Origin of the sequence: Cupriavidus pinatubonensis, assembly GCF_019602855.1 — a bacterium.
In the GTDB taxonomy this organism is placed as follows: domain Bacteria; phylum Pseudomonadota; class Gammaproteobacteria; order Burkholderiales; family Burkholderiaceae; genus Cupriavidus; species Cupriavidus pinatubonensis.
Genome location: NZ_CP080767.1, coordinates 2,023,003 through 2,044,318, shown reverse-complemented (window position 1 = coordinate 2,044,318; position 21,316 = coordinate 2,023,003). Strand labels below are relative to the sequence as shown.

The following is a 21,316-nucleotide window of genomic DNA, read 5'->3' as shown; positions in this document are numbered from 1 at the left end:
TATAAAGAGACATAAGGAGGAGACCCATGACCGACCCCCGTGAACGGGATCGCCGGCGGCGCTGGCTACGCACGGCGGGCGCCGCCTGCGCGGCCGGCTGTGCGGCGATGCTGCTGCCCGGGCTGGCACTGGCGGCGGCCGAACCGTGGCCGACGCGCCCCGTGCGCATCGTCATTCCGCTGGCCGCCGGCTCCAGCGGCGACTTACTCGCGCGCCTGCTGGCGCAACGGCTCGAAGGCATGTGGAAGCAGCCGGTGATCGTGGAGAACCGGCCTGGCGCAGGCGGTGTGATTGGTACCGAATACGTGGTGAACGCCACTGACGGGCATACGCTGCTGCTGGGTACGCAAAGCTCGATCCTGCCGAAGTTCACTACCAAGAACCTGAAGTTCGACCCGACGACCGACCTGGTCCCGGTGTACAAGGTCATCAACTACCAGCTTGTGGTCGCCGCCAACGACGGCACTGCCGGCAAGGCGAAGACCATGCGTGGGCTGGTCGACCTGAGCCGGCGCGATCCGAATGGCCTGTTCTTCGCGGGCACCGGGCGCACGTCGATCTTCAACCTGACGATGGCGCTGCTGAACAAGTCGCTCGGCATGAAGTACGCACCGCTCGACTTCAACAGCGTGACGGCGATGAACATGGCGGTGATGCGCGACGATGCGCAGTTCCTCGTGAACACGCCAAGCTCGATGAAGTCGCAGATGGAGGCGGGCAAGCTGCGGCCGATGGCCGCCATCAGCGCCGAGCGGTATGCGGACCTGCCCAACGTGCCGACGCTGTCGGAGGCCGTGGGTTACAAGGGCTACCTGCCGCTGCTGTGGGCCGGCATGTTCGTGCCGAAGTCCACGCCGCCGGCCCTGGTGGACCGGATCGCGCGCGATCTCCGGACGCTGTCGGCGGACACGCAGTTCAGGAGCCTGGTGGAGTCGCGCCTGAGCGGCAGCATGGTGGCGTCGTCGCCGGGCGCGTTTGCCCAACAACTGAACGAAGAGGTCGCGGTATGGAAAGGCCTCTTCGCCGAACTCAACTACAAGCCGGAGTAAGCAGCCATGCGTGACCTTCCTCTCGATGGCGTGGTGGTCGTGGAACTGAGCGACAGCGCCTCGGCGCCGTTCGCCGGCCAGATCCTTGCGGCGCTGGGCGCCGATGTGTGGAAGATCGAACGTCCCACCGGCGATTCGGCGCGCGGCTGGGGACCGAGCAAGTGGAAGGGCAGCGGTGCCGCCTTCCATGCGATCAACCAGGGCAAGCGCTTCATCAGCCTCGACATCAAGGACCCGGACGACCTCGCCACGCTGCATCGGCTCATTGCCGAGCATGCCGACGTGTTCTTTCACAACCTGCGTCCGGGCTCGGCCGCGCAATACGGACTGGACCCAGACAGCCTGCGCGTGACCAAGCCCGAACTGGTCTGCTGCGAGGTGGGCGCGTTCGGCCACGCCGGTCCGCTGAACCAGGCGCCAGGCTACGATCCGCTGATGCAAGCCTTCGCCGGCATCATGAGCGTGACGGGTGAGGACGGACAGGCGCCAGTGCGCGCCGGCGTGTCGATCGTCGACTTCGGCGCCGGCATGTGGGCCGTCATCGGCATCCTCGCCGCGCTGTGCCGGCGGCAGCGCAAGCACGTGGGCGCAACAGTCCATAGCTCGCTGCTCGAGACGGCCATTGCCTGGATGACCGTGGGGATTGCCAACTACAACGCGGACGGTGATACGGGCGGCCGGCATGGCTCGGGCGTGGCCTTCATCGTGCCGCACCGCGCCTACGACACGGCCGATGGCCATCTGGTGGTCAGTTGCGCCAACGACCGGCTCTTCGCGCGCCTGTGTGCCGCGCTGGACCGGCCGGAGTGGGCCACCGACCCGCGCTTTGCCACCAATGACGGGCGGTTGCGCCACCGCGCGCAGATCGATGGCCTGATCGGCGGACGGCTGGCCGAACATCCGCGTGCGCACTGGCAGCAGGTGCTGGGCGCAGCCGGCCTGCCGTGCGCGCCGGTGCAGACCACCAGCGAACTGGTCAACCATGAGCAGACACGGGCGCTGGGCATCATCGGCAAGCCGTCCGGGGACGATCTCGCGCTGGTCGGATTGCCGCTGTCATTCAATGGCAAGCGGCCGGGGCCGCTGTCGGCGGCGCGCGACGTGGGCCAGGACAATGCGGACCTTGACAGGCTGATGGCATCGCGGCGCTGCTGGCGCGATGCGGAGCCTTCGGGCGGCGAGGCAGTGCTTGACCCGGAGATCGCGAAGTAGAACACGCCAGCATCACCACCGGAACCCGGCTCCTTGACGAGCCGGGTTTCAACGTTTGGGGAGACCAATACGATGCGCAAGACCCAGGGCCCGCTCGCGGGCGTCAGGATTGTGGAACTGGGCGGCACAGGGCCTGTGCCGTTCTGCTGCATGCTGCTCGCGGACCTTGGGGCGGACATCATCCGCATCGACCGTCCACCGGGCCACGATGGCGGGCAGCCCGGCGATCCGCGCTTCAACCTGCTCAACCGCGGCCGGCGCAGCGCCGCACTCGACCACGTCTACGAGACGCAGGACGGCCGCTGGATCAGCGTGGGGTCCAGCGAGGCGCGCTTCTGGCGCCAGACGCTAGAAGTGCTCGGGCTGGACGAGGCGGAGATGCCGGACCAGCACGACCGTTCGCGCTGGCCGGAGGTGCAGGCGAGATTCGCGGAAATCTTCCGCACGCGTACGCGCGACGAATGGTGTGCGCTGGCCGAAGGACGGGAGGTCTGCTTCGCGCCGGTCATGTCGCTGGCGGAGGCGCCCGGCCATCCGCATCTGCGGGCGCGCGGGACGTTCGTCGAGCGGGACGGTGTCGTGCAGCCTGCGCCCGCCCCGCGCTTCAGCCGCACGCCCGGCGCGATCCAGAATTCGCCAGCCCGCCCCGGCGAGCATACCGACGTGGTGCTAGGCGACTGGGGCTTCAGCGCACCTGACATTGCGGCATTGCGCGCGGCCGGCGCCATTGTGTGAGGCGGCGGGCCGCGCAGCCGGTCTTCAGCAGATCGTCAGTGAATCGTCAGCCCGCCGGTCGGGCTGATGGTCGCCCCAGTCAGGTAGCGCGACTCGTCGGAGGCGAGGAAAGCCACCACCTGGCCGATATCCTCCGGGCTTGCCACGCCGAGCGGGCTGCTGGCGATGATTTTCTCGTACTGCTTGCGGTGCCGGTCCGACACGCCATCGGTGCGCTCGAACGCGGCCTTCCAGGAGGGACTGTCGCGCACCACCGTCACGCATACACAATTCACGCGGATGCGGTCGCGCGCGAGTTCCTTCGATAGCACCTTGCTTGCGCTGATCAGGCCGCCGGCAAAGGTGGCCACCGCGGTCTGCGTCGGCGTCGGCACGCGCCCACCTTCCGAGGTCACGAAGACCACCGCGCCGCCGCCGCGCTCGCGCAGGAAGGGCAGGGCCGACTGCACCGGCAGCAGCTTCGCGGCGGTGTTCTCCGCCACCACGGCGCAGACGCGCGCGACGTCGATATCGCCAAACGGCCCGCGCACTTCCGGGCGGCGCGCCTCGTCGTCGTTGCCGCCGGCATTGGCGACCACGATATCGATGCCGCCGTGGCGGCGCGCGGTCTCGGCGGCGAGCGCATCCATGTCGGCCTTCACGCGGACGTCGCCGGGGATGAAATCGCCCTGGCCGCCCGCCTCGCGCAGTTCGGCGAGCACCGCGTCCGCCTTTGACGCGCTCCTGCCGCTGATGACCACCAGCGCCCCGCGCGCCGCGAGCTGCAGTGCCACGCCCCGGCCGATCCCGCCGGTGCCGCCGGTGACGATCGCCACCTTGCCTTCAAGATTCTTCATTGCTGGTTCCTTGCTGTGCTTTCACTGTCTTCCGGTCAGACGATGCCGTCGGCGCGCAGCGCGGCGACCTGCCGCGCATCGAGGTGTAGCCAGTCGCGCAGCACCGCGTCGGTATGCTCCCCGAGCCGCGGCGGCACCCTCGCCTCGGGCTCGGGCACGTCCGACATCTTGATCGGGTTGCCGACCACCTGCACCGGGCCCCACGCCGGGTCCTGGACCGTCATCAGCATCTCGCGCGCGGCGACATGCGGGCAGTCGAACAGGTCGGCCACATCGTTGACCACCGACGCTGGCACGCCGCCCTCGCGCAGCAGGTCCACGGCTTGCGCGCGCGTGCGCGTGGCAAGCCACGCGTCGATATGCGGATCGAGCGCGGCACTGTGCTTGCGGCGCTCGATGCCATCGGCGAAGCGCGGATCGTCCACCAGGTCCGGCTTGCCGATCACCTCGCAGAAGCGGCGCCAGATGTGCTCGCCGAGCACCGCGATGACGATATGGCCGTCGCTGGCGCGGAACGGCCCGAACGGCGCTGTCACCGCGGGTACGCCCGGCGGCAGCGGCTGGTGCAGGGCCGAGTACATGGTGACCGAGATCTCGTTCTGGACCAGCGAGGCGTCGTACAGCGAAATGTCGACCTTCTTGCCCCGCCCGGTACGCTCGCGCTGGTACAGGGCCAGCAGCGCGCCTTGCGCAGCGAGGATGCCGCCCTGCAGGTCGGTCATCGAAAAGCCGAGATAGGTCGGCCGGTCGTCCTGCCGTTCGGGCCGGTACATCAGGCCGCTGAGCGCCTGGCCGACGATGTCGAGGGCCGGGTGGTCGGTGTAAGGGCTTGGCTTCACATCGGTGTGGCCAAAGCCGGAAATGGCAACGTAGATCAGGCGCGGGTTGCGCGCGCGCAAAGTGTCGTAGCCGACGCCGAGGCGGTCCATGACGCCCGGGCGCAAGTTTTCGATCACGATGTCGGCGCTGGCGACCAGTTCGAGGAACAGCCGCTTGCCCTCGGGCTGCTTGAGGTCCAGCGTCAGGCTCTTCTTGTTGCGGTTGGTGCGCAGGAACGACAGCGCGTGCGGGCTGCCGTCCTTCGCCATCCTGACGGGGCTGGTGCTGCGCGCGAAGTCGCCGCCGGCCGGGGCTTCGATCTTGATGACCTCGGCGCCCGCGTCGGCGAGCCACATGGACGCGAACGGGCCGGCGACGAAGTTCTCCACGGCCAGCACGCGCACGCCCTGGAGCGGGCGGTCGGGGTTGGGGTGTTGCTCCTGCGTGGCCGCCGCGGCGCGGCCGGTTTCGGTGTTCAAGGTTGTCTCCTTTGCATCTTCCGGACGAGTTTGATGCAAGGGTAGAGCGCCCCGGCCGCGCGGCCAACTTGCCATTTTCGAAGCTGCGATTCGGAAGACCCGAAGGACGACCCGAAGCGGGCGGCGGACATTCGCCCGCTTCGGACGGCCGCCATCGTCAGCTCAGCACGATGGTCTTTGACTCCATGAAGGCGGTCAGTCCTTCGACGCCGCCCTCGCGGCCGATGCCGGACTGCTTGAAGCCGCCGAATCCGATGGAGAAATCGGTGCGCGGGCCGTTGTGGCCTACGGTGCCCGCGCGGATTTGCCGCGCTACGGCGAGCGCGCGGTCGCGGTCGTTGGTGAAGACGGCGGCGTTCAGGCCGAACGGCGTGTCGTTCGCCATGCGGATGGCACTGGCCTCGTCGTCGGCAGGGATCACGCTCAGCACGGGACCGAAGATTTCCTGCTGGGCGATGCTCGAGCGGTTGTCGACGTTGCCGAATACCGTCGGCTCGAAGAAGAAGCCGCGCGCCAGGTGCGGCGGCCGCTTGCCGCCTGTCGCCAGCACGGCGCCTTCGGCCACGCCCATGGCGACGAAGCGCTCGACGGTATCGCGCTGGCGGGCATTGGCGAGGGGGCCCGAGGTGGTCGTTGCCGCGAGCGGGTCGCCTAGCACGATCTCCCGCGCGATGGCGGACAGTGCCTCGACCATCGCGTCGTGCTTTGCGCGTGGCACGATGATGCGGGTGAGGCTATGGCAGATCTGCCCGGTGTTGTAGCTGAAGTAGGAGTTGCCCAGCGTTGCCGCAGCGGCTTCGACGTCGTAGTCGTCGAGGATGACGGCGGGCGACTTGCCGCCGAGTTCCAGCGTCACGCGCGCCACGCGGTCGCCGGCGATGGATGCGATACGGCGGCCGGCCGCAGTCGAGCCGGTGAATGTGATCTTGTCGACCTCCGGGCTGCGCACCAGTGCCTCGGACACGTCGCGTTCGGCGGGGATGACGTTGACGACGCCCGGGGGCAAGCCGACTTCCTCGCAAACCTGCGCGAACAGGTAGCCCGAGCACGGCGCCTCGGGCGGCGACTTGATGACCAGCGTGCAGCCCGCCAGCAGTGCCGGCGCTGTCTTGTACGCGAGCAGGCCGGCGGGCCCGTTCCAGGGAATGATCTCGGCGACCACGCCCACCGGCTCGTAGACCCGATACGCGTCGTTCCCGGTGACAGACTGGCACGGCTGAGTGAAGGGAAAGGTCGATGCCATTGCCGCGTACTGTCGGAAGGCGCCGCTGATGAACAGCCCGATCCGTGGCTGCGCGACCTTGTAGACGATACCGGTTTCGAGCGACCAGATGCGGGCGAACTCATCGTTCAGCGCTTCCAGCCGCACGGCGATCTTCTCAAGGAAGCCGGCGCGCTCCAGCGGCGTCATGCGCGGCCAGGGGCCGTCGTCGAATGCCTTGCGGGCGGCGGCGACGGCGCGCTGCATGTCGGCCGACTCGGCGCGGGCGACTGTCGCCACGACCTGCTCGGTGGAGCAGTCCAGCACGTCGAAGACGCCGCCGGTGGACGGTTCGACCCATACGCCGTCGATGTACAACTGGCGCGGGTGCTTGAGTTCGATAGTTCGGTTCGTCATGGAATGGATCTCCGTTGCCCGCCGGGGCCGGCGGCAACCGTGAAAAAGGGGGGCAGGATTCAGAACAGGAACACGCCCTTGCCGCCCGCCTGCTGGTCGAAGTGCGCATAGGCCTGCGCGGCCTGGTCGAGCCGCCAGGTGTCGGTGAACAGCCGGTCCACCTCGATGCCGCGTGTGGCGATAAAGTTGGCACAAGCCTTCATCTCGACTTCGGAGAACGTGAAGGAGCCAAGCAACTGCCGCTGCTTGCCGATCAGATCCTTCATCGCATCGAGCACCAGATTGCCGCCCACGGCCACCAGCGCGATGCGGCCCCATACCTTAGTGCTGCGCACGGCCTGAGCGCGCGGCAGCTCGCCGCCGGCACACTCCACCGCGCACGACGCGCCCTTGCCCCCGGTCAGCTTCAGTATCTCTGCGACCGGGTCGGACTGCGTGGCGTCGATCGCGTGTGTCACGCCGAAGTCTTTCGCGCGGGTCACGCGCGCTGCGCTGATGTCGACGCCGAACACCTCGACGCCCATCGCGGCGGCAAGCTGGGCCACCGACAGGCCGACCGGGCCAAGGCCGTAGACGGCCAGCGTGTCGCGGGCGCTGATGTCGAGCCGCAGCAAGGCGCCGTACGCGGTGCCGGTGCCGCATGCCACGGCGGCGCCGCCCGCGAACGACATCTCCTGCGGCAGGTGCACCAGCGATGACACCGGCACCTTCATGTAATCGGCATGGCCGCCATGCGCCAGCACGCCGTGGATGCGCGCGCCGTGGTCGCAGAGCTGCGTCCAGCCGGTGCGGCAATGGTCGCAGTGGCGGCAGCCCTCGTAGTGGAAGACCATCACGCGGTCGCCCACGCGGAACGCTTTACTGTCCACGCCCGGGCCGAGCGCAGCCACCACGCCGCACGGCTCGTGCCCGCCGATGATCCGGTCGGACGTAATGCGGTCCTTCAGGCCAAGCATCTCCAGCGATGCCGCCATGCCATGCCGGTAGTAGTGCAGATCGGTGCCGCACATGCCCGACGCCTTCATCTCGATCACGGCCTCGCCGGGGCCGGGCGTGGGATCGTCGAAGTGCGCCAGCTCGACCTCGCGGGCGCCCCGGAAGATCATCCCGCGCATCCGAGATGCTCCTTGTAGAACGGGATCAGCTTGTCGAGCGCCTTGCGCACGGGCTCGGGCTTGTCGTACAGGTCGTAGTGCGACCAGCCGTCGAGTACGACGAGTTCCTTCTTTTCCGAGCGTGCGCGGCCCACGATCTCGCAGCCGTCGCGGTAGGCGCCGAAGGCACCGACCTTGTCGCCGACCACCACCATCAGCGGCTGCGTCAGCAGGACCTCGGCCAGGTGGAAGGCATCCCATCCGGCTGCGGCGCCCTGGTGGGAGAAGAGCGAGCGGTTGGCGCCGTGTGGCTTCTGCCCGCGCGGCGTGCGGTAGTACTCCGTGGCCTCGTAGAGGTCGATCTCTGTCAGCCCGCGCTGTTTGGCTTCCTCAGGCGACGGCGGCAGCAGGTCGTCCACGCGCAGCGCGGTACCGCGTGCTTCTGCGGTGCGCTGCTGTGCCATGGCTTCCAGCGCGCCGATCGGATCGTAGCCGCTGAAGCCCTCGCGCATCAGGCGGCCGTAGTTGACGCCGGTGATGGTGCCCACGGCGCGGATGCGGCGCTCTGTCATGGCGGCATTGATCGAGTAGCCGCCACCGCCGCAGACGCCGAGCACGCCGATGCGCGCTTCGTCCACATAGGCCAGCGTCACAAGGTAGTCTGCGACCACGCGGAAGTCTTCCACGCGGAGTGTCGGATCCTCGATATAGCGGGGCTCGCCGCCGCTAGCGCCCTGGAAGCTGGCATCGAACGCGATGACGACGAAGCCGGCTTCGGCGAGCGCGGTGCCGTAGACGCTTCCCGAGGTCTGCTCCTTGCAACTGCCGATCGGATGGGCGCTGATGATAGCGGGGTACTTCTTGTTCTCGTCGAAGTCCGGCGGGAAGTGGAGGTCTGCTGCGATATCCCAGTACTGATGCTTGATGCTGACGGCTTTCATGATTTCACCTCTGTGGCGTAGCGGGTTGCGGACTCAGTCCGCAGTACGGTAATCCGCGCTTGGCGCGGCGTCGGGTTCCTGTGCCGGCTTCGGGATCAGGGGCACGAGAAGGATGGCGACGACGGCAGGCACGACGAATGCGTAGAAGTTCCAGTGCAGCGCGAGGTTCGAGCCGACGATCCAACCGCCAATCAGCGGACCGAGAATGGAGCCGAAGCGCCCGAACGCCTGTGACGCCCCGAGCGCGGAGCCGCGGCAGGAAGCCGGGAAGTACGTGGCGATGTAGCCGTAGATCAGTGTAGTCGTGCCGATGGAGCCAATGCCCGCGCCGAACACCGCGAGCATCAACCAGCCGAAGGCCAGCTTCTGGCTCAGCGCGAGCAGTGACAGGCCGCCGATGGCGAAGAACGGAATGATCACCCGTTTGGAGCCCAACCGGTCCGCCAGCCACGCACCGCCGATCATGCCCGCGACGGCGCCGAACTGCATCACCAGCAGGAACTGCAGCGACGACCCCAGCGGATAGCCGGCCTTGCGCATCAGTTGTGGAAGCCATGCGTTCAGGCCATAGACGATCAGCTGGACGCAGAAACTCACCATCCCGAACAACAGCGCCGAGGTGCGGAGTGCATCGGTTGCCAGGAGGCGGTACCCGCGCGTACCGGTCGCGGCCGCGTGCACCGCCTGGGCCCGTTGCTCCCGCGCCATTTGCTCCAAGTCGAGCGAATGGCGGGCGGCCAGGACGCGCGCCTCTTCCATGCGGCCGCGCTCGACGAGGAAGCTAACCGACTCGGGGAGCCACCTGTACATCACGGGCAGGATCAGCGCGTAGAGCGCGCCAAGCGCATAGAGCGTGCGCCATCCGTGTTCCTGCAGCAGTGTCATCGCCAGCAGCGCGCAGATGACGCCGCCCACGGAATAGCCTGTCAGGGTCAGCGCGTTGTACAACTGGCGCCGGTTCGCAGGCGCGTATTCGACCGTCAGCGCCACGGCGGACGGCACCACGCCGCCCAGTCCGATGCCGGTAAAAAAGCGCGCGGCGCCCAGTGAAAACGGCGAAGCGGCGAGCGCGCAGAGGATGGAGCCGACTGAGAACCACAGCACGCCGGCCATGATGAGGTTGCGCCTGCCCACGCGGTCGGAAAGCGGGCCGGCTGCGCCCATGCCGACCATCAGCCCGGCGAGCGTCCAGCTCCCGATCATGCCGGCCGTCGCCGGCGTCAGGCCCCAGCCCGGCTCTTCCAGCAGCTTCGGGAGAGTGGCTCCGTAGACGATGAGGTCGTAGCCGTCGGCCACGATCGTCAGAAAGCACAATATGACCACGAACAGGCTGCTGCGGGCCGGCAGTGTTGATTGATGCACGTTGTCTCCTGGATGTCCTTGTTGTGAGTCCCGGCCAATGCAAGGTACGGATGGACTGCGGGCGATGCGGTGACCGGGACCACCGGAAGGGTAGTGGCGTGCCGGTGCCGAACCAATTGACCATTCTCGAAACAGCGATTCGTCAGCGATGAAGCCGGCGGTGTGCCGGCTTCGCGGCGCGTGAACCGGCGCTTCGGAAAAGGCCAGTTGGCGCGCGCGGCGTGCGCCCCTACGCTTCGATGCATGGCGCCAAACGGGATGCCCTCGCAGGAAAGGGCATCTGCTATCGCACCGCCCGTCCGCGCCTGATCTTCCAGAGTACGGAACATCGGTCCGGCTGCTATTGGAGCCATCGAGCCAACCGCGTGTAATGGGGCACGTTGCCCCATCATTTTCAGGACATTCCACCATGCGTTACGAAGACTTCCAGTTCATCCTGTTCGACCGGCAGCCGGATGGCGTCCTGCTCGCCACCCTGAACCGGCCCGAGGTGATGAACGCGACCAACGCCCGGCTTCACTGGGAACTGACGAAGCTGTGGGGGGTCGTCAATGAAGATCCGTCGGTCAAGGTGGTGGTGGTGACGGGCGCGGGCGACCGTGCGTTCTCGGCGGGCGGCGATCTGGCGTGGGTCGAGGAGATGGTGGGTAACCCCGATGCGGTGGCGGTCGTAAAGAAGGAGGCCGCCGAGATCGTCTACAACATGCTGGCCTGCGAGAAGCCGATCATTTCGGCGATCAACGGCACCGCCGTCGGCGCGGGGCTTGCGGTCGCGCTGCTGGCGGACGTCAGCATCATTGCCGAATCGGCGCGATTCACGGATGGCCATGCCCGCCTCGGCGTGGCGGCGGGCGACCATGCCGCCATCATCTGGCCGCTGCTCTGTGGTGTGGCCAAGGCGAAGTACTACCTGATGACCGCGGACTTCATCGACGGCAAGGAAGCTGAGCGCCTGGGGCTGGTGACGTTCTGCGTGCCACAGCAGGCTCTGATGGACCGCGCGCTGGCCGTGGCCCAGTCGCTCGCGCGCGGCAGCCAGACGGCGATTCGCGCCACCAAGATGTCGATCAACAACTGGATGCGGATGGCCGGGCCGATCTTCGACGCCTCGCTGGCCGCGGAGATGCTGGGCTTCCTCGGCGCAGACGCGCGCGAAGGCCTCGACGCCGTGCGCAACAAGCGCGCACCGCAATTCCCGTCCGCGAAGCTGCCTGGCTGAGTGACACGGCCTTAAGTCGACATTGCGGCGATCTTGAGCCATCGCCCCGAGAGATTTTGAAGCGAGACATGATGGATACCGAAGCCAACACCTGGAAGCCGGGCCCGCGCGAGTTGCAGGCCTCCGGCATTGCGCAACTGATGCGCGCGTTCGACTTGACGCGATATGACGACCTGCTCGATCTCTCGCGCAATCATCCCGACCGCTACTGGCAGGTGGCCATGCAGCACTGCGGGATCGTGTGGGACACGCCGCCGACGAGCTACCTCGATCCGGCATCGCCGCGCGAATTCCCCCAGTGGTTCCCGGGCGGGCGACTGAACTGGGTCAATACCGTGCTGGCGTGGACCGACGACTCTCGCACGCGCGATCAGGCGGCTGTCGTCGCGGAACGGGAGGACGGCGAGGTCCAGACAGTCAGCTATGCGGAACTCGGCACGCGCGTGCGCCAGTTCGCGGGCGGCTTGCAGGCGCTCGGCATCGGGCGCGGCGAGCGCGTGGGCCTGCTGATGGAGAACGGTATCGAGGCGACGGTATCGCTGCTGGCGCTCGCGTCGATCGGGGCGATCGTCGTGCCTTTGTTCAGCGGCTTCGGCGTGGACGCCATCGTCGCGCGGCTGTCGGCGGCCGAGGCCACTTCGGTGATTGCCTCCACGGGCTTCAGCCGACGCAGCAAGCGCATCGACGTGGAGGGGACGCTGCGCGAAGCGTGGGCACGGCTGCCCGCGCTCAAGCGCGTGGTCTGGAAGCAGGCTGGCGCGGCGCCGGCGGCCGGACCGCAGGATCTCGACTGGCAGGCAGTGATGGCGTCGGGCGCCGGAAGACTGGCCGACCCTGTCACGCTGGGGCCGCAGGATCCCTTCATGGTGATCTACACCTCGGGCACGACCGGCAAGCCAAAGGGTGTCGTCCATACACATGGCAGTTTCCCGCTCAAGATCGCCCATGATGCGGTAGTGCACTTCGATGTGGCGCCGGGCGACGTCTTCTGCTGGCCCGCCGACATGGGCTGGATCGCCGGCACGCTGGTGCTGGGCTGCGCGCTGCTGCGCGGCGCGACGCTGGTCTGCTACGACGGCGCGCCCGATTACCCGAGCTGGGCACGTATGTCGCAACTGGTGGAGCGGCACAAGGTCACCCATTTCGGCTCGGCGCCGACGCTGATCCGGGGCCTCGCCAGCAACGAGCAAGTGGCGCTGCAAGGCGACGTGTCCTCCGTTCGCCTGTTGATCACAGCCGGCGAGGGCATCGATCCCGAGCATTTCTGCTGGTTCCAGCGGACCTTCGGGCGCGGCACGCAGCCGCTGATCAACTACACGGGCGGCACCGAGGTGTCGGGCGCGCTGCTGTCGAGCGTCGTCGTACGGCCCATCCCGCCGAGCGGTTTCAACACGACCTCGCCGGGGGTGGATGTGGACGTGGTCGACGCGGGTGGCACGCCATTGACCGGTACGGTGGGTGAACTGGTGATTCGCCAGCCTTTCGTGGGCATGACGCAGTCGTTCTGGCAGGACGCGGAGCGCTATCTCGATACCTACTGGCACACCATTCCCGGCCTCTGGGTGCATGGCGATCTGGCGTTGCGCCGGCGGGACGGCACGTTCTTCATGATGGGGCGTTCCGACGACACGCTGAAGGTGGCCGGCAAGCGGCTGGGGCCTGCGGAGGTGGAGGAAGTCGTGCTGGAACTGCCGGAAGTCTCGGAAGCCGCAGCAATTGGCGTGGACGACAAGGACAAGGGGCAGCGGCTGGTGGTGTTCGTCGTCGGCGAAACTGGCGGTGCTGCTGACGCCGATGCTGTCGCGTCCCGCGTGATCAGCCATGTCGACAAGCGCCTCGGACGGCCATTCCGGCCGAGCGCGGTGCACGTCGTGAATCAGTTGCCGAAGACGCGCAGTTCCAAAATCATGCGCCGCGTGATTCGCAGCGTGTATTGCAACACGCCGCCGGGCGACCTCTCGTCGCTCGACAACCCCGCGTCGCTCGACGAGATCCGCGCGGCATCGGGCACCGGCCCGCAGGCATGAGGCGGGCAGAAAAATGAAAGTTCTCGAAGGCATCAGGGTCCTGGATTTCGGCAGGTTCATCGCCGGCCCGTTCTGCGCGGCGCTGCTCGCCGACTTCGGCGCGGACGTCATCCGTATCGATCGCGTCGGCGGCAGCGAGGACCGCTTCGTCGCGCCGGTGACCAGTGAAGGCGAGGGCGCGTTCTTCCTGCAGGTCAACCGGAACAAGCGCTCGATCACGCTCGATCTCGACAGCGAGGAGGGGCGCGCGGTGGTCCGCAAGCTGCTGTTGAACACCGACGTAGTCGTGGCGAACATGCCGCCGCGTACCATTGCGGCGCTCGGCCTCGACTATGAGAGCCTGCGCAAGGTGAAGCCCGACATCATCCTGACCGCTTCGTCGGCGTTTGGCGCAGACCCGGCCGTGCGCGACCGTGTCGGCTTCGACGGCGTCGGGCAGGCGATGAGCGGGGCGGTGCACCTGACGGGGCTGCCGGACCATCCCATGAAGTCGATGGTGCCGGTCGTCGATTTTTCGACCGCGCTGTGCTGCGCGCTCGGGACCATGATGGCGCTCTACGAACGCAAGACGAGCGGCCAGGGGCAGGAGGTCGGCGCGTCGCTGCTGCACACGGCGCTCACGCTGTCCAGCGGCAGCCTGATCGAGGAAGCGCTGCGCGGACTGAACCGGCAGGCAACCGTCAACCGTAGCCCCACCTATGGCCCGTCGGACATCTTTCGCGTCAAGGATGGCTGGATCATCGCGCAGGTGATCGGCCCCGCGATGTTCAAACGCTGGACGCGCATGGTGGAGCGCCCGGAACTGCTGGATGATCCGCGTTTCGCGGACGATGCGCTGCGCGGCGAGCATGGCGAAGTCCTCAGCGACATCATGTCGGACTGGTGCGCTGGCCGGACGCGCGACGAAGCCCTGGCGATGCTGGAGGACGCGCGCATTCCCGGCGGCCCGGTCAACACGCCGCGACAGGCGCTGGAGGACGAAGTCGTCCGTGCCTCCGGCGCCTTCCATGGCGTTGACTACCCGGGCGCAGCGGCGCAGGTACCGCTCGTTGCCACGCCGGTGTCGCTGTCGCGGACCGCACCGGCCATCGCCCGGCGTCCGCCGACGGCGGGCGAGCATACCGAGGAAGTGCTGCGCGACGCGGGCTATGCGCCCGGTGAAATCGTGGCACTGCGCGAGCGGGGCGTGATCTGAGAATACCGAGAGGCCAAGCACGAAGCGACAGCAGGTAACCGCATTCCCTATGGATAGTACTGCCGGGCTTTGATTCCAATGCGTCATATATAAGAATACTTATGAACATTAGAAATATGTTTAATTGTTGTTAATGCATGGCGGTCCCTACGCTTTGACCAAGGATCAGTTGTTCAGGCGGTGAAATATGGACCGAACAAGCGCTTCTCGAAATGGCGGCGCCGATGTACTGGCGGCGGTGTGGGGCTCCTGGAGCGGCATGGAACCGCCCATCGGTGCCCATCTTGTCACCCCCCGGCACGGCTACAACCACCACGGCATCTACGTGGGCCACGACAAGGTTGTGCACTACGCGGGCCTGGCGGGGGCGCTGCGGCGCGGCCCGGTCGAGGAGGTCAGCCTCGCGGACTTCTCCGCCGGTGGCGCAATCTGGATCGCTGCCGGTCCGCCTCCGAAGTACGTTGAGCAGGAGGCTGCCAAACGTGCGCGCTCGCGGCTCGGCGAGGATTGCTACCGAGTCTTGAGTAATAACTGCGAGCATTTTTGTACGTGGTGCCTGTATGGCAAGAGCGAGAGCGAGCAGGTACGGGCCCTGATGCTCAATCCATGGGTCGCGCTACGCATCGTGACCATCCTGTTCGGCGCCTGGCTGGCGTCGGCCGCGCAGGTTTCGCCGGTTCTTACTCATGCGGTAGTGGCACTGACCGCGCCACTGGCCCCGTGCCTTCCCAGCCACCTCCGAGCGCCTTGATGAGCCCCACGCTCGCCGTCAACTGACGCCGGCGCACACTCTCGAGCGCGCGGTCGCTGGAAAGTGAGGCCGCCTGCAGGACATTGACGTCGAGGTAGGCCACCGCGCCTTTCCGGTAGCGGTCCAGCCCGATAGACAGGGCCCGGCCAGAGGACTGCGCCGCAATCCGCTGGCTTCGCGCTTCGTCCTGCAAGGCCTGGATGGCGGCGTAGCCGTCTTCGACTTCCTGTACTGCACGTAGCACCGTGGACCGGTAGTCCGCGGCGCTGGCGTCAAACTGCGCGCGGGCGCTGTCTTCACCGGCGCGGCGGCGCCCGCCGTCCAGCAGCGTGCCGGCCAATGCCGGCCCGATGGCCCAGAAGCGGCTTGGTGCGGTCAGCCAGCTTGCCAGGCTTGAGCTTTCCAGGCCGCCGCCCAGCGTCAGCATCAGGCTGGGGAAGAAGGCGGCCCGCGCGACCCCGATCTGCGCATTCGCGGCCGCCACCCTGCGCTCGGCCGCGGCGACATCCGGCCGGCGTTCGAGCAGTTGCGAGGGCAAGGCGGCCGGGACTGGCGGCAGCTGTTCCGGATGGGCTGTCCCATCAGCCGGCGCAAGCGAAAACCGGCTTGCCGGTTCGCCCACCAGCGTGGCAAGGGCGTGTTCGAGCTGCGTCCGGTTCAGGCGCAGGTCCGACAGCTGGGCGCGGGTGCTTTCCAGCTGGGCGCGGGCCTGGGCGACGTCGCCCTCCGTGGCGATGCCGCCGCGGTATCGGTTCGTTACCAGCTCAACCACGGATGTGTATGCCTCGATGGTCTGCTGCAGCAGTGCTGCCTCTCGATCGAGCGAGCGCACGCCGAAGTAGTCGTCGGCCAGCTCCGCCTGCAGGCCCAGACGCACGGCCGCCACGTCTTCCGCGCTGGCCTGTGCGCGCGCCTCGGCCGCATCCACGGTGCTGCCGATACGGCCAAACAGGTCCGGCTCCCAGGAGGCGCCCACGCCAAGCAGGTAGTCATTGGTGGTCTTGCCCGCCAGCGATCGCCCGACGACATTGTCAGAGACACGACTCCTGCTGAATGCCGCGCCGGCTGTCACGGTAGGAAAGTAGGCCGACCTGGCGGCCCGCGCCTGGGCCTGCGCATCCTGCAGTTGCGCCACGGCCTTGCGCAGGGTCTCGCTCGAGACCTCGACGCGCGCTTCCAGGCGGTCCAGGGTCGCGTCGCCATAGGCGCGCCACCAGTCAGGCGCGATCGCGTCGGGGCCACCGGGCCTGGCCGGGCTGGCGCCGGCCTCCTTGTAGGCGTCTGGCAGGTCTATGGGGGGTGGCCGATAGGGCGGGGCGGCTGCGCATCCGGCAAGCAGGACCACGAGCCCCGTTGCCAGTGCCCGCCCGGCCTGGTGTCTGAGTGTTCCATGCCTGGCAGGCTGCTTTTTGCGGTGTTCCGTCGCGGACGTGTTGAGCATGATGGGATGGCAAAGCGATCAGGACGACCGGGCCGCACCGGCCTGGTCGGCAACGACACGTACCGGGGTGCCAGCCATCAGGCCGTCACCCGGGTTGACGATGACCTGCTCCGTGCCTTGCAGCCCGCCCAGCACTTCCACGTGGGTACCGAAGTCACGGCCAAGCGTGATGTTGCGAAGTTCCACGCGCCCATCCTTGCCGACCACGGCGACGCTCGGACCTGCGGGGCGGAACGCCAGCGTGCTGGCCGGCAGGTCGAAGCCAGCAGTGTCCGCATTCGTGCTCAGGTGCACCTCCGCATAGGCGCCCGGCAGGATGCGGCCGCCGTGGCTGTCGACCTCGAGTTCGACCCGCAGGCTGCGCGTGGCGGCATCGAAGGCACCGGCATTGCGCGTCACCGTGGCGGCAAACCGCTCGCCTGGCGATTGCGGCAGCGTCAGCCATGCCTGCATGTCCGGGCCCACCATCGCACTGGCGTCCTGGGGAAGCTGTATGTAGACCCGCAGCGTGCCGCCCGCCGAGATGTGGAACAGTTCACGGCCCTGGCCGGGGGCGCTGCCGGCATCGACCAAGGCACCGGTATCGACATTCCTGGCGGTAATCACCCCGTCGAATGGCGCGCGAATCTCCGTGTAGGACGCAAGTTGCGCGAGGCGCGACGTATTCGAGCGCGCCGATGCCAGTACGGCAGCCTTGGCCTGCATGTCGGCGATCTTCTGGTCGGTCTCTTGCTGCGCGACGGAGTTGGACGCCTGCAGGTCCTTCCAGCGGTCCGCAGTGCTCCGCGCCAGCGCGTAGTTGGCGGCGGCGGTCGCTTCGTCGGCGCGTGCCTGGCGCAACTGGTCAGCCACTTCCGGCGCGTCGATCTCGGCCAGCAACTGGCCCTTCTTCACCGGCGTACCGAGGTCCGCATACCAGCGTCGCAAATAGCCGTTGACGCGCGCATAGACCGCTGCATCCTGATAGGCCCGCACATCTCCGGGCAGGACGATTTCGCGCATCGCCGCCGCATGCCCGGGGCGCACGATCCTGACGGCCGGCACCATCGCCTGCGCGGTGCGCTGGGCCAGTGCAGCGTGCGCGTGCAGCCTGGGGACGATCCCGGCGGCCAGCGCACAGGCGAGGACGGCCGCGGCAGCCAGAATGAGGCGCCCCCTCCCGCGCTCGGCAGGTGGCGGGCAGGCAGTTTCAGGCGGTGCATTGTCAGCGGTTTCCCGCAGTGTGGGCAGTGTCATACCAGACCTTTTTCATCAGAGCCAAGTGCCGAATGCGCGGGCGTTGCAGCGGACCGCGTGCCGAGCCAGGTGTGGAGCATCGCGAAGAAGACCGGGACCAGCACCAGCGTGGCGACCGTGCCGCAAGCCAGGCCGCCGATCACGGCGCGCCCGAGCGGCGCGTTCTGGGCCCCCGCGCCGCCGGCGCCAAGTGCCATCGGCACCATGCCGAACAGCATGGCCAGCGCGGTCATGACCACCGGGCGGAAGCGGCCGGCGCCGGCATCGAACGCCGCCCGGAATGGTGTTTTCCCCTGGGCAAGCAGTTCGCGCGCCCGGCTGACCACCAGGATGCTGTTTGCCGTGGCGATGCCCACGCACATGATGGCGCCGGTGAGGGCAGGCACGCTGACCGTGGTGCGCGTGACAAACAGCATCCATGCGATGCCGGACAGCGCGGCCGGCAATCCGCCCAGAATCGCCAGCGGGTCGAGCCAGGACTGGAAGTTGACCACCATCAGCAGGTAGACCAGCACGATGGCCGCGGCAAGGCCTCCTACCAGTCCGGAAAACGAGGTCCGCATGGTCTGGACCTGCCCGCGCACCACCAGGTCGGATCCGGGCGGCAGGTCCTTGCGCACGCTGGCGACAATGCGGTCGATGTCGGCCGCCACGGCGCCCAGGTCCCGGCCCCGCACAGCCCCGAAGATATCCAGCACGGGCTGCACGTTGTAGTGCGACACCACGCCTTGCTGGCTGGTGCGGGTCACGCTGCTGAAGAGTCCCAGTTCGCCGGCACCGCCAAGCCTTGCCGTGGCGGCGCCGAGCCCGAGCGGGATATTCGACAGCGTCTGCAGCGACCCCATCGCATATTGGGGCACCGACACCGTCAACGGATAGCTCACCCCGTTCTTCGGATTGAGCCAGAAGTTCGGCGAGGTCTGGCTGCTGCCGGAAAGCGAGATCAGCAGGTTCTGCGCGACTTCCCGTTGCGACAGCCCCGCTTGCAGTGCGCGCGTGCGGTCTACATTCACCGTGAGTGCCGGCTGGTCGGCCGGCTGCTGGATATGCAGGTCCGACAGGCCAGGCACCGCCGCGAGCTTCCCGAACAGCCGCTGCGCGACCACGCGGTTGCCGTTCAGGTCATTGCCGACGATCTGCACGTCGATCGGCGCGGGCAGTCCGAAGTTCAGGATCTGGCTGACCATGTCCGACGGCAGGAACGAGAAGCTCACGCCGGGAAACGCCTTCGGAAGCAGGGCGCCGAGCCTGTCGACCACATCCGCCGTGCCACCGCTGCCGGGCTTCAGCGACACCAGGATCTCCGCATCGGCGGTGCCGATCGGCAGCGCGGAATCGTAGGTCAGGTTGATGCCGCTGACCGGCAGGCCGATGTTGTCGACGATGCCGGACACGCGTGCCGGGCCGACCTCGTTACGGATGGCCGTCTCCACCTCATCGGCAATGCGTGCGGTTTCCTCGATGCGCGTGCCGGTCCGCGCACGCATGTGCAGGCGGATTTCGCCGCTGTCCACGCTGGGGAAGAAGTCCTGGCCAAGAAAAGGCACCAGGGCCATGGAGCCGGCGCAACCCAGCGCGAACACGAGCACGGCACGCCTCGGGTGAGCGAGCGCGGTGCCGAGCAGACGGCTGTAACGCGCGCGCAACGCCTCGAATGCCAGGTCGAAGCGGTGGTGCAGGCCTGCAAAGAACCGCCGCACGCGGCCAGCGGTGGCGGCGCCGTTCCCTTTGGTGGCTTCGCTGCGCAACAGGTAGTGGGCAAGCGTCGGAATCAGCGTGCGCGACAGGAAGTAGGAGGCCATCATCGCGAACACCACGGCTTCGGCCATCGGCACGAACAGGTAGCGCGCCACGCCGCTCAGCATGAACATCGGCAGGAACACGATGCAGATGCACAGCGTGGAGACCAGCGTAGGCAGCGCGATCTGCGCCGATCCGTCCAGGATCGCCTGTTCCAGGGGCTTGCCCATTTCGCGATGGTGCGTCACGTTCTCGATCGCCACGGTGGCGTCGTCCACCAGCACGCCCACGGCGAGCGCCAGCCCGCCGAGCGTCATGATGTTCAGCGTCTGGCCCAGCGCCGACAGCGCGATCAGGGCCGCCAGCACCGACAGCGGAATCGTGACCGCAATGATCAGCGTGGAGCGCCAGCTGCCCAGGAACAGCAGGATCATCAGGGCTGTCAGGCAGGCGGCAATGAGCGCCTCGTGCAGGACTCCGTCAATGGCCGATTGCACGAACACGGACTGGTCGGAGATCGGCTGCACCTGCAGTGATTTCGGCAGCCCTGCAGTGACCTTCGGCAGCAAGGCCTTGATCTGGGCAATGATCGACAAGGTCGAGGCGTTGCCGCTTTTCTCGATCTCCAGCAGCGCGGCACGCTTGCCGTCGCGGCGCACCAGATTGGTCTGCGGCGCATAGCCATCGCGCACATGGGCCACGTCCCGCACGTAGATGGTGCCATCGCGGTCGCTTCGGACCGGCAGGTCGTTCAGCGCCGCGACGGTCTGCGTGCTGCCGTTCAGGTCGACGCGGTACTCGAGCGCGCCGATCTTGGCCGTGCCGCCCGGCAAGATCAGGTTCTGGGCATTGATAGCGTTGACCACGTCCAGCGGCGACAGGCCGCGCGCCTGCAGCGCACGCGTGTCGAGATCCACCATCACCTGCCTGACCTTGCCGCCGTAAGGCAAGGGGATCGATGCGCCCTGCACGGTAGCGAGCTGCGTGCGGATAAAGCTGTTGCCGAGATCGTAAAGGTCCTGCTCTGGCAGGCTGTCGCTGCCCAGCGCGAGCCGCAGGATGGGCACCGTCGAGGCGCTGTAGCTCAGGATCAGCGGCGGTGTGGTGCCCGGCGGCAAGCTCTTGAGCATCGACTGTGCGCCCGACGAGGCCTGGGCAATCGCGCGATTGATATCGGCGCCGGGATGGAAGAAGACCTTGATGACCGCCACACCGGGCAGCGTCTGCGATTCGATATGTTCAATGTCGTCGACGCTGTTGGTCAGCGAGCGCTCATATACCGTCACCATCCGCTGCGCCATGTCTTCGGCGGAGAGGCCGTTGTAGGTCCATACCACGCTGACCACCGGGATATCGATCGACGGAAAAATGTCGGTAGGCGTGCGCAGAATCACCAGCGGGCCGGCCAGCAGCAGGCAAATGGCCAGCACTACAAAGGTATAAGGCCGGCTCAGGGCGAGCCTGACAATCCACATTTCATCCCCCAGAAGGCTGCCTGGCCAGCCGAATGCGACGGCCTGGCATGTCGACCGGATTCTAGGAAGGCAGGGGTGCGCCGGACG

General features: G+C 67.5%; 16 protein-coding genes. 7 read left to right on the top strand and 9 right to left on the bottom strand.

What is annotated here, in order from left to right; genetic code table 11:
* Positions 1-26 precede the first annotated feature (26 nt).
* The 3 genes from K2O51_RS21915 (at position 27) to K2O51_RS21905 (ending at position 2,996) form a co-directional block, all read left to right on the top strand.
* The gene (locus K2O51_RS21915) at positions 27-1,049 is read left to right on the top strand and encodes a Bug family tripartite tricarboxylate transporter substrate binding protein (protein ID WP_011297994.1); all 1,023 of its coding nucleotides are present in this window, start codon (positions 27-29) and stop codon (positions 1,047-1,049) included.
* 6 nt (positions 1,050-1,055) lie between these two features.
* On the top strand, positions 1,056-2,261 hold the full coding sequence (locus tag K2O51_RS21910) for a CaiB/BaiF CoA transferase family protein (protein ID WP_220630719.1): 1,206 nt from the start codon (positions 1,056-1,058) through the stop codon (positions 2,259-2,261).
* A 72-nt stretch (positions 2,262-2,333) separates the two neighbouring features.
* The gene (locus K2O51_RS21905) at positions 2,334-2,996 is read left to right on the top strand and encodes a CoA transferase (protein ID WP_220630718.1); all 663 of its coding nucleotides are present in this window, start codon (positions 2,334-2,336) and stop codon (positions 2,994-2,996) included.
* A gap of 35 nt (positions 2,997-3,031) precedes the next feature.
* Here K2O51_RS21905 and K2O51_RS21900 read toward each other — a convergent pair whose 3' ends face one another.
* From K2O51_RS21900 to K2O51_RS21875, 6 genes are all read right to left on the bottom strand, one after another.
* Positions 3,032-3,832 carry an SDR family NAD(P)-dependent oxidoreductase gene (locus tag K2O51_RS21900; RefSeq protein ID WP_011297991.1) on the bottom strand — a complete coding sequence of 267 codons (801 nt, stop codon included), beginning with the start codon at positions 3,830-3,832 and terminating at the stop codon, positions 3,032-3,034.
* Between the two features lie 35 nt (positions 3,833-3,867).
* Complete coding sequence (locus K2O51_RS21895) at positions 3,868-5,130, bottom strand: CaiB/BaiF CoA transferase family protein (RefSeq protein WP_245001865.1); 1,263 nt, start codon at positions 5,128-5,130, stop codon at positions 3,868-3,870.
* A 157-nt stretch (positions 5,131-5,287) separates the two neighbouring features.
* Positions 5,288-6,748 carry an aldehyde dehydrogenase gene (locus K2O51_RS21890; protein WP_220630716.1) on the bottom strand — a complete coding sequence of 487 codons (1,461 nt, stop codon included), beginning with the start codon at positions 6,746-6,748 and terminating at the stop codon, positions 5,288-5,290.
* A 59-nt stretch (positions 6,749-6,807) separates the two neighbouring features.
* Positions 6,808-7,863, bottom strand: coding sequence for a zinc-dependent alcohol dehydrogenase family protein (locus K2O51_RS21885; protein ID WP_140949537.1), 1,056 nt, complete (start codon positions 7,861-7,863; stop codon positions 6,808-6,810).
* Positions 7,851-8,783 carry an alpha/beta hydrolase gene (locus tag K2O51_RS21880; protein ID WP_220630715.1) on the bottom strand — a complete coding sequence of 311 codons (933 nt, stop codon included), beginning with the start codon at positions 8,781-8,783 and terminating at the stop codon, positions 7,851-7,853. Before K2O51_RS21880 ends, K2O51_RS21885 begins: the two co-directional genes overlap by 13 nt.
* A gap of 33 nt (positions 8,784-8,816) precedes the next feature.
* Positions 8,817-10,145: an MFS transporter gene (locus K2O51_RS21875; protein ID WP_011297986.1), complete on the bottom strand. Its 1,329-nt coding sequence runs from the start codon at positions 10,143-10,145 to the stop codon at positions 8,817-8,819.
* Between the two features lie 409 nt (positions 10,146-10,554).
* Between K2O51_RS21875 and K2O51_RS21870 the strand changes: the two genes are divergently transcribed.
* The 4 genes from K2O51_RS21870 to K2O51_RS21855 all read left to right on the top strand — a co-directional run bounded on the left by K2O51_RS21870 (position 10,555) and on the right by K2O51_RS21855 (position 15,337).
* Complete coding sequence (locus tag K2O51_RS21870; RefSeq protein ID WP_011297985.1) at positions 10,555-11,364, top strand: enoyl-CoA hydratase/isomerase family protein; 810 nt, start codon at positions 10,555-10,557, stop codon at positions 11,362-11,364.
* Between the two features lie 68 nt (positions 11,365-11,432).
* Positions 11,433-13,391, top strand: a complete 1,959-nt coding sequence (locus K2O51_RS21865) for an AMP-binding protein (RefSeq protein ID WP_220630714.1) — start codon at positions 11,433-11,435, stop codon at positions 13,389-13,391.
* Between the two features lie 13 nt (positions 13,392-13,404).
* A complete protein-coding gene (locus tag K2O51_RS21860) occupies positions 13,405-14,586 on the top strand; it encodes a CaiB/BaiF CoA transferase family protein (RefSeq protein WP_220630713.1) in 1,182 nt (393 codons plus the stop codon).
* A 187-nt stretch (positions 14,587-14,773) separates the two neighbouring features.
* Positions 14,774-15,337, top strand: a complete 564-nt coding sequence (locus K2O51_RS21855; protein ID WP_140949532.1) for a lecithin retinol acyltransferase family protein — start codon at positions 14,774-14,776, stop codon at positions 15,335-15,337.
* On the opposite strand, the gene K2O51_RS21850 is transcribed toward K2O51_RS21855, so the two are convergent.
* Genes K2O51_RS21850 through K2O51_RS21840 form a run of 3 tightly spaced genes read right to left on the bottom strand, consistent with a single transcriptional unit; the run spans position 15,267 to position 21,229 of the window.
* Positions 15,267-16,778, bottom strand: a complete 1,512-nt coding sequence (locus tag K2O51_RS21850; protein ID WP_220630712.1) for an efflux transporter outer membrane subunit — start codon at positions 16,776-16,778, stop codon at positions 15,267-15,269. The genes K2O51_RS21855 and K2O51_RS21850 overlap by 71 nt on opposite strands.
* An 18-nt stretch (positions 16,779-16,796) precedes the next feature.
* A complete protein-coding gene (locus K2O51_RS21845; RefSeq protein WP_220630711.1) occupies positions 16,797-18,014 on the bottom strand; it encodes an efflux RND transporter periplasmic adaptor subunit in 1,218 nt (405 codons plus the stop codon).
* Positions 18,011-21,229, bottom strand: coding sequence for an efflux RND transporter permease subunit (locus K2O51_RS21840; RefSeq protein ID WP_011297979.1), 3,219 nt, complete (start codon positions 21,227-21,229; stop codon positions 18,011-18,013). Before K2O51_RS21840 ends, K2O51_RS21845 begins: the two co-directional genes overlap by 4 nt.
* Positions 21,230-21,316: the final 87 nt, after the last annotated feature.

Bases quoted from the DNA above. Each gene is read 5' to 3' on its own strand.
- K2O51_RS21890 (WP_220630716.1), bottom strand. From the start codon at position 6,748: ATGACGAACCGAACTATCGAACTCAAGCACCCGCGCCAGTTGTACATC.
- K2O51_RS21885 (WP_140949537.1), bottom strand. From the start codon at position 7,863: ATGCGCGGGATGATCTTCCGGGGCGCCCGCGAGGTCGAGCTGGCGCAC.
- K2O51_RS21910 (WP_220630719.1), top strand. From the start codon at position 1,056: ATGCGTGACCTTCCTCTCGATGGCGTGGTGGTCGTGGAACTGAGCGAC.
- K2O51_RS21900 (WP_011297991.1), bottom strand. From the start codon at position 3,832: ATGAAGAATCTTGAAGGCAAGGTGGCGATCGTCACCGGCGGCACCGGC.
- K2O51_RS21865 (WP_220630714.1), top strand. From the start codon at position 11,433: ATGATGGATACCGAAGCCAACACCTGGAAGCCGGGCCCGCGCGAGTTG.
- K2O51_RS21915 (WP_011297994.1), top strand. From the start codon at position 27: ATGACCGACCCCCGTGAACGGGATCGCCGGCGGCGCTGGCTACGCACG.
- K2O51_RS21840 (WP_011297979.1), bottom strand. From the start codon at position 21,229: ATGTGGATTGTCAGGCTCGCCCTGAGCCGGCCTTATACCTTTGTAGTG.
- K2O51_RS21880 (WP_220630715.1), bottom strand. From the start codon at position 8,783: ATGAAAGCCGTCAGCATCAAGCATCAGTACTGGGATATCGCAGCAGAC.
- K2O51_RS21905 (WP_220630718.1), top strand. From the start codon at position 2,334: ATGCGCAAGACCCAGGGCCCGCTCGCGGGCGTCAGGATTGTGGAACTG.
- K2O51_RS21860 (WP_220630713.1), top strand. From the start codon at position 13,405: ATGAAAGTTCTCGAAGGCATCAGGGTCCTGGATTTCGGCAGGTTCATC.
- K2O51_RS21850 (WP_220630712.1), bottom strand. From the start codon at position 16,778: ATGCTCAACACGTCCGCGACGGAACACCGCAAAAAGCAGCCTGCCAGG.
- K2O51_RS21870 (WP_011297985.1), top strand. From the start codon at position 10,555: ATGCGTTACGAAGACTTCCAGTTCATCCTGTTCGACCGGCAGCCGGAT.
- K2O51_RS21855 (WP_140949532.1), top strand. From the start codon at position 14,774: ATGGACCGAACAAGCGCTTCTCGAAATGGCGGCGCCGATGTACTGGCG.
- K2O51_RS21845 (WP_220630711.1), bottom strand. From the start codon at position 18,014: ATGACACTGCCCACACTGCGGGAAACCGCTGACAATGCACCGCCTGAA.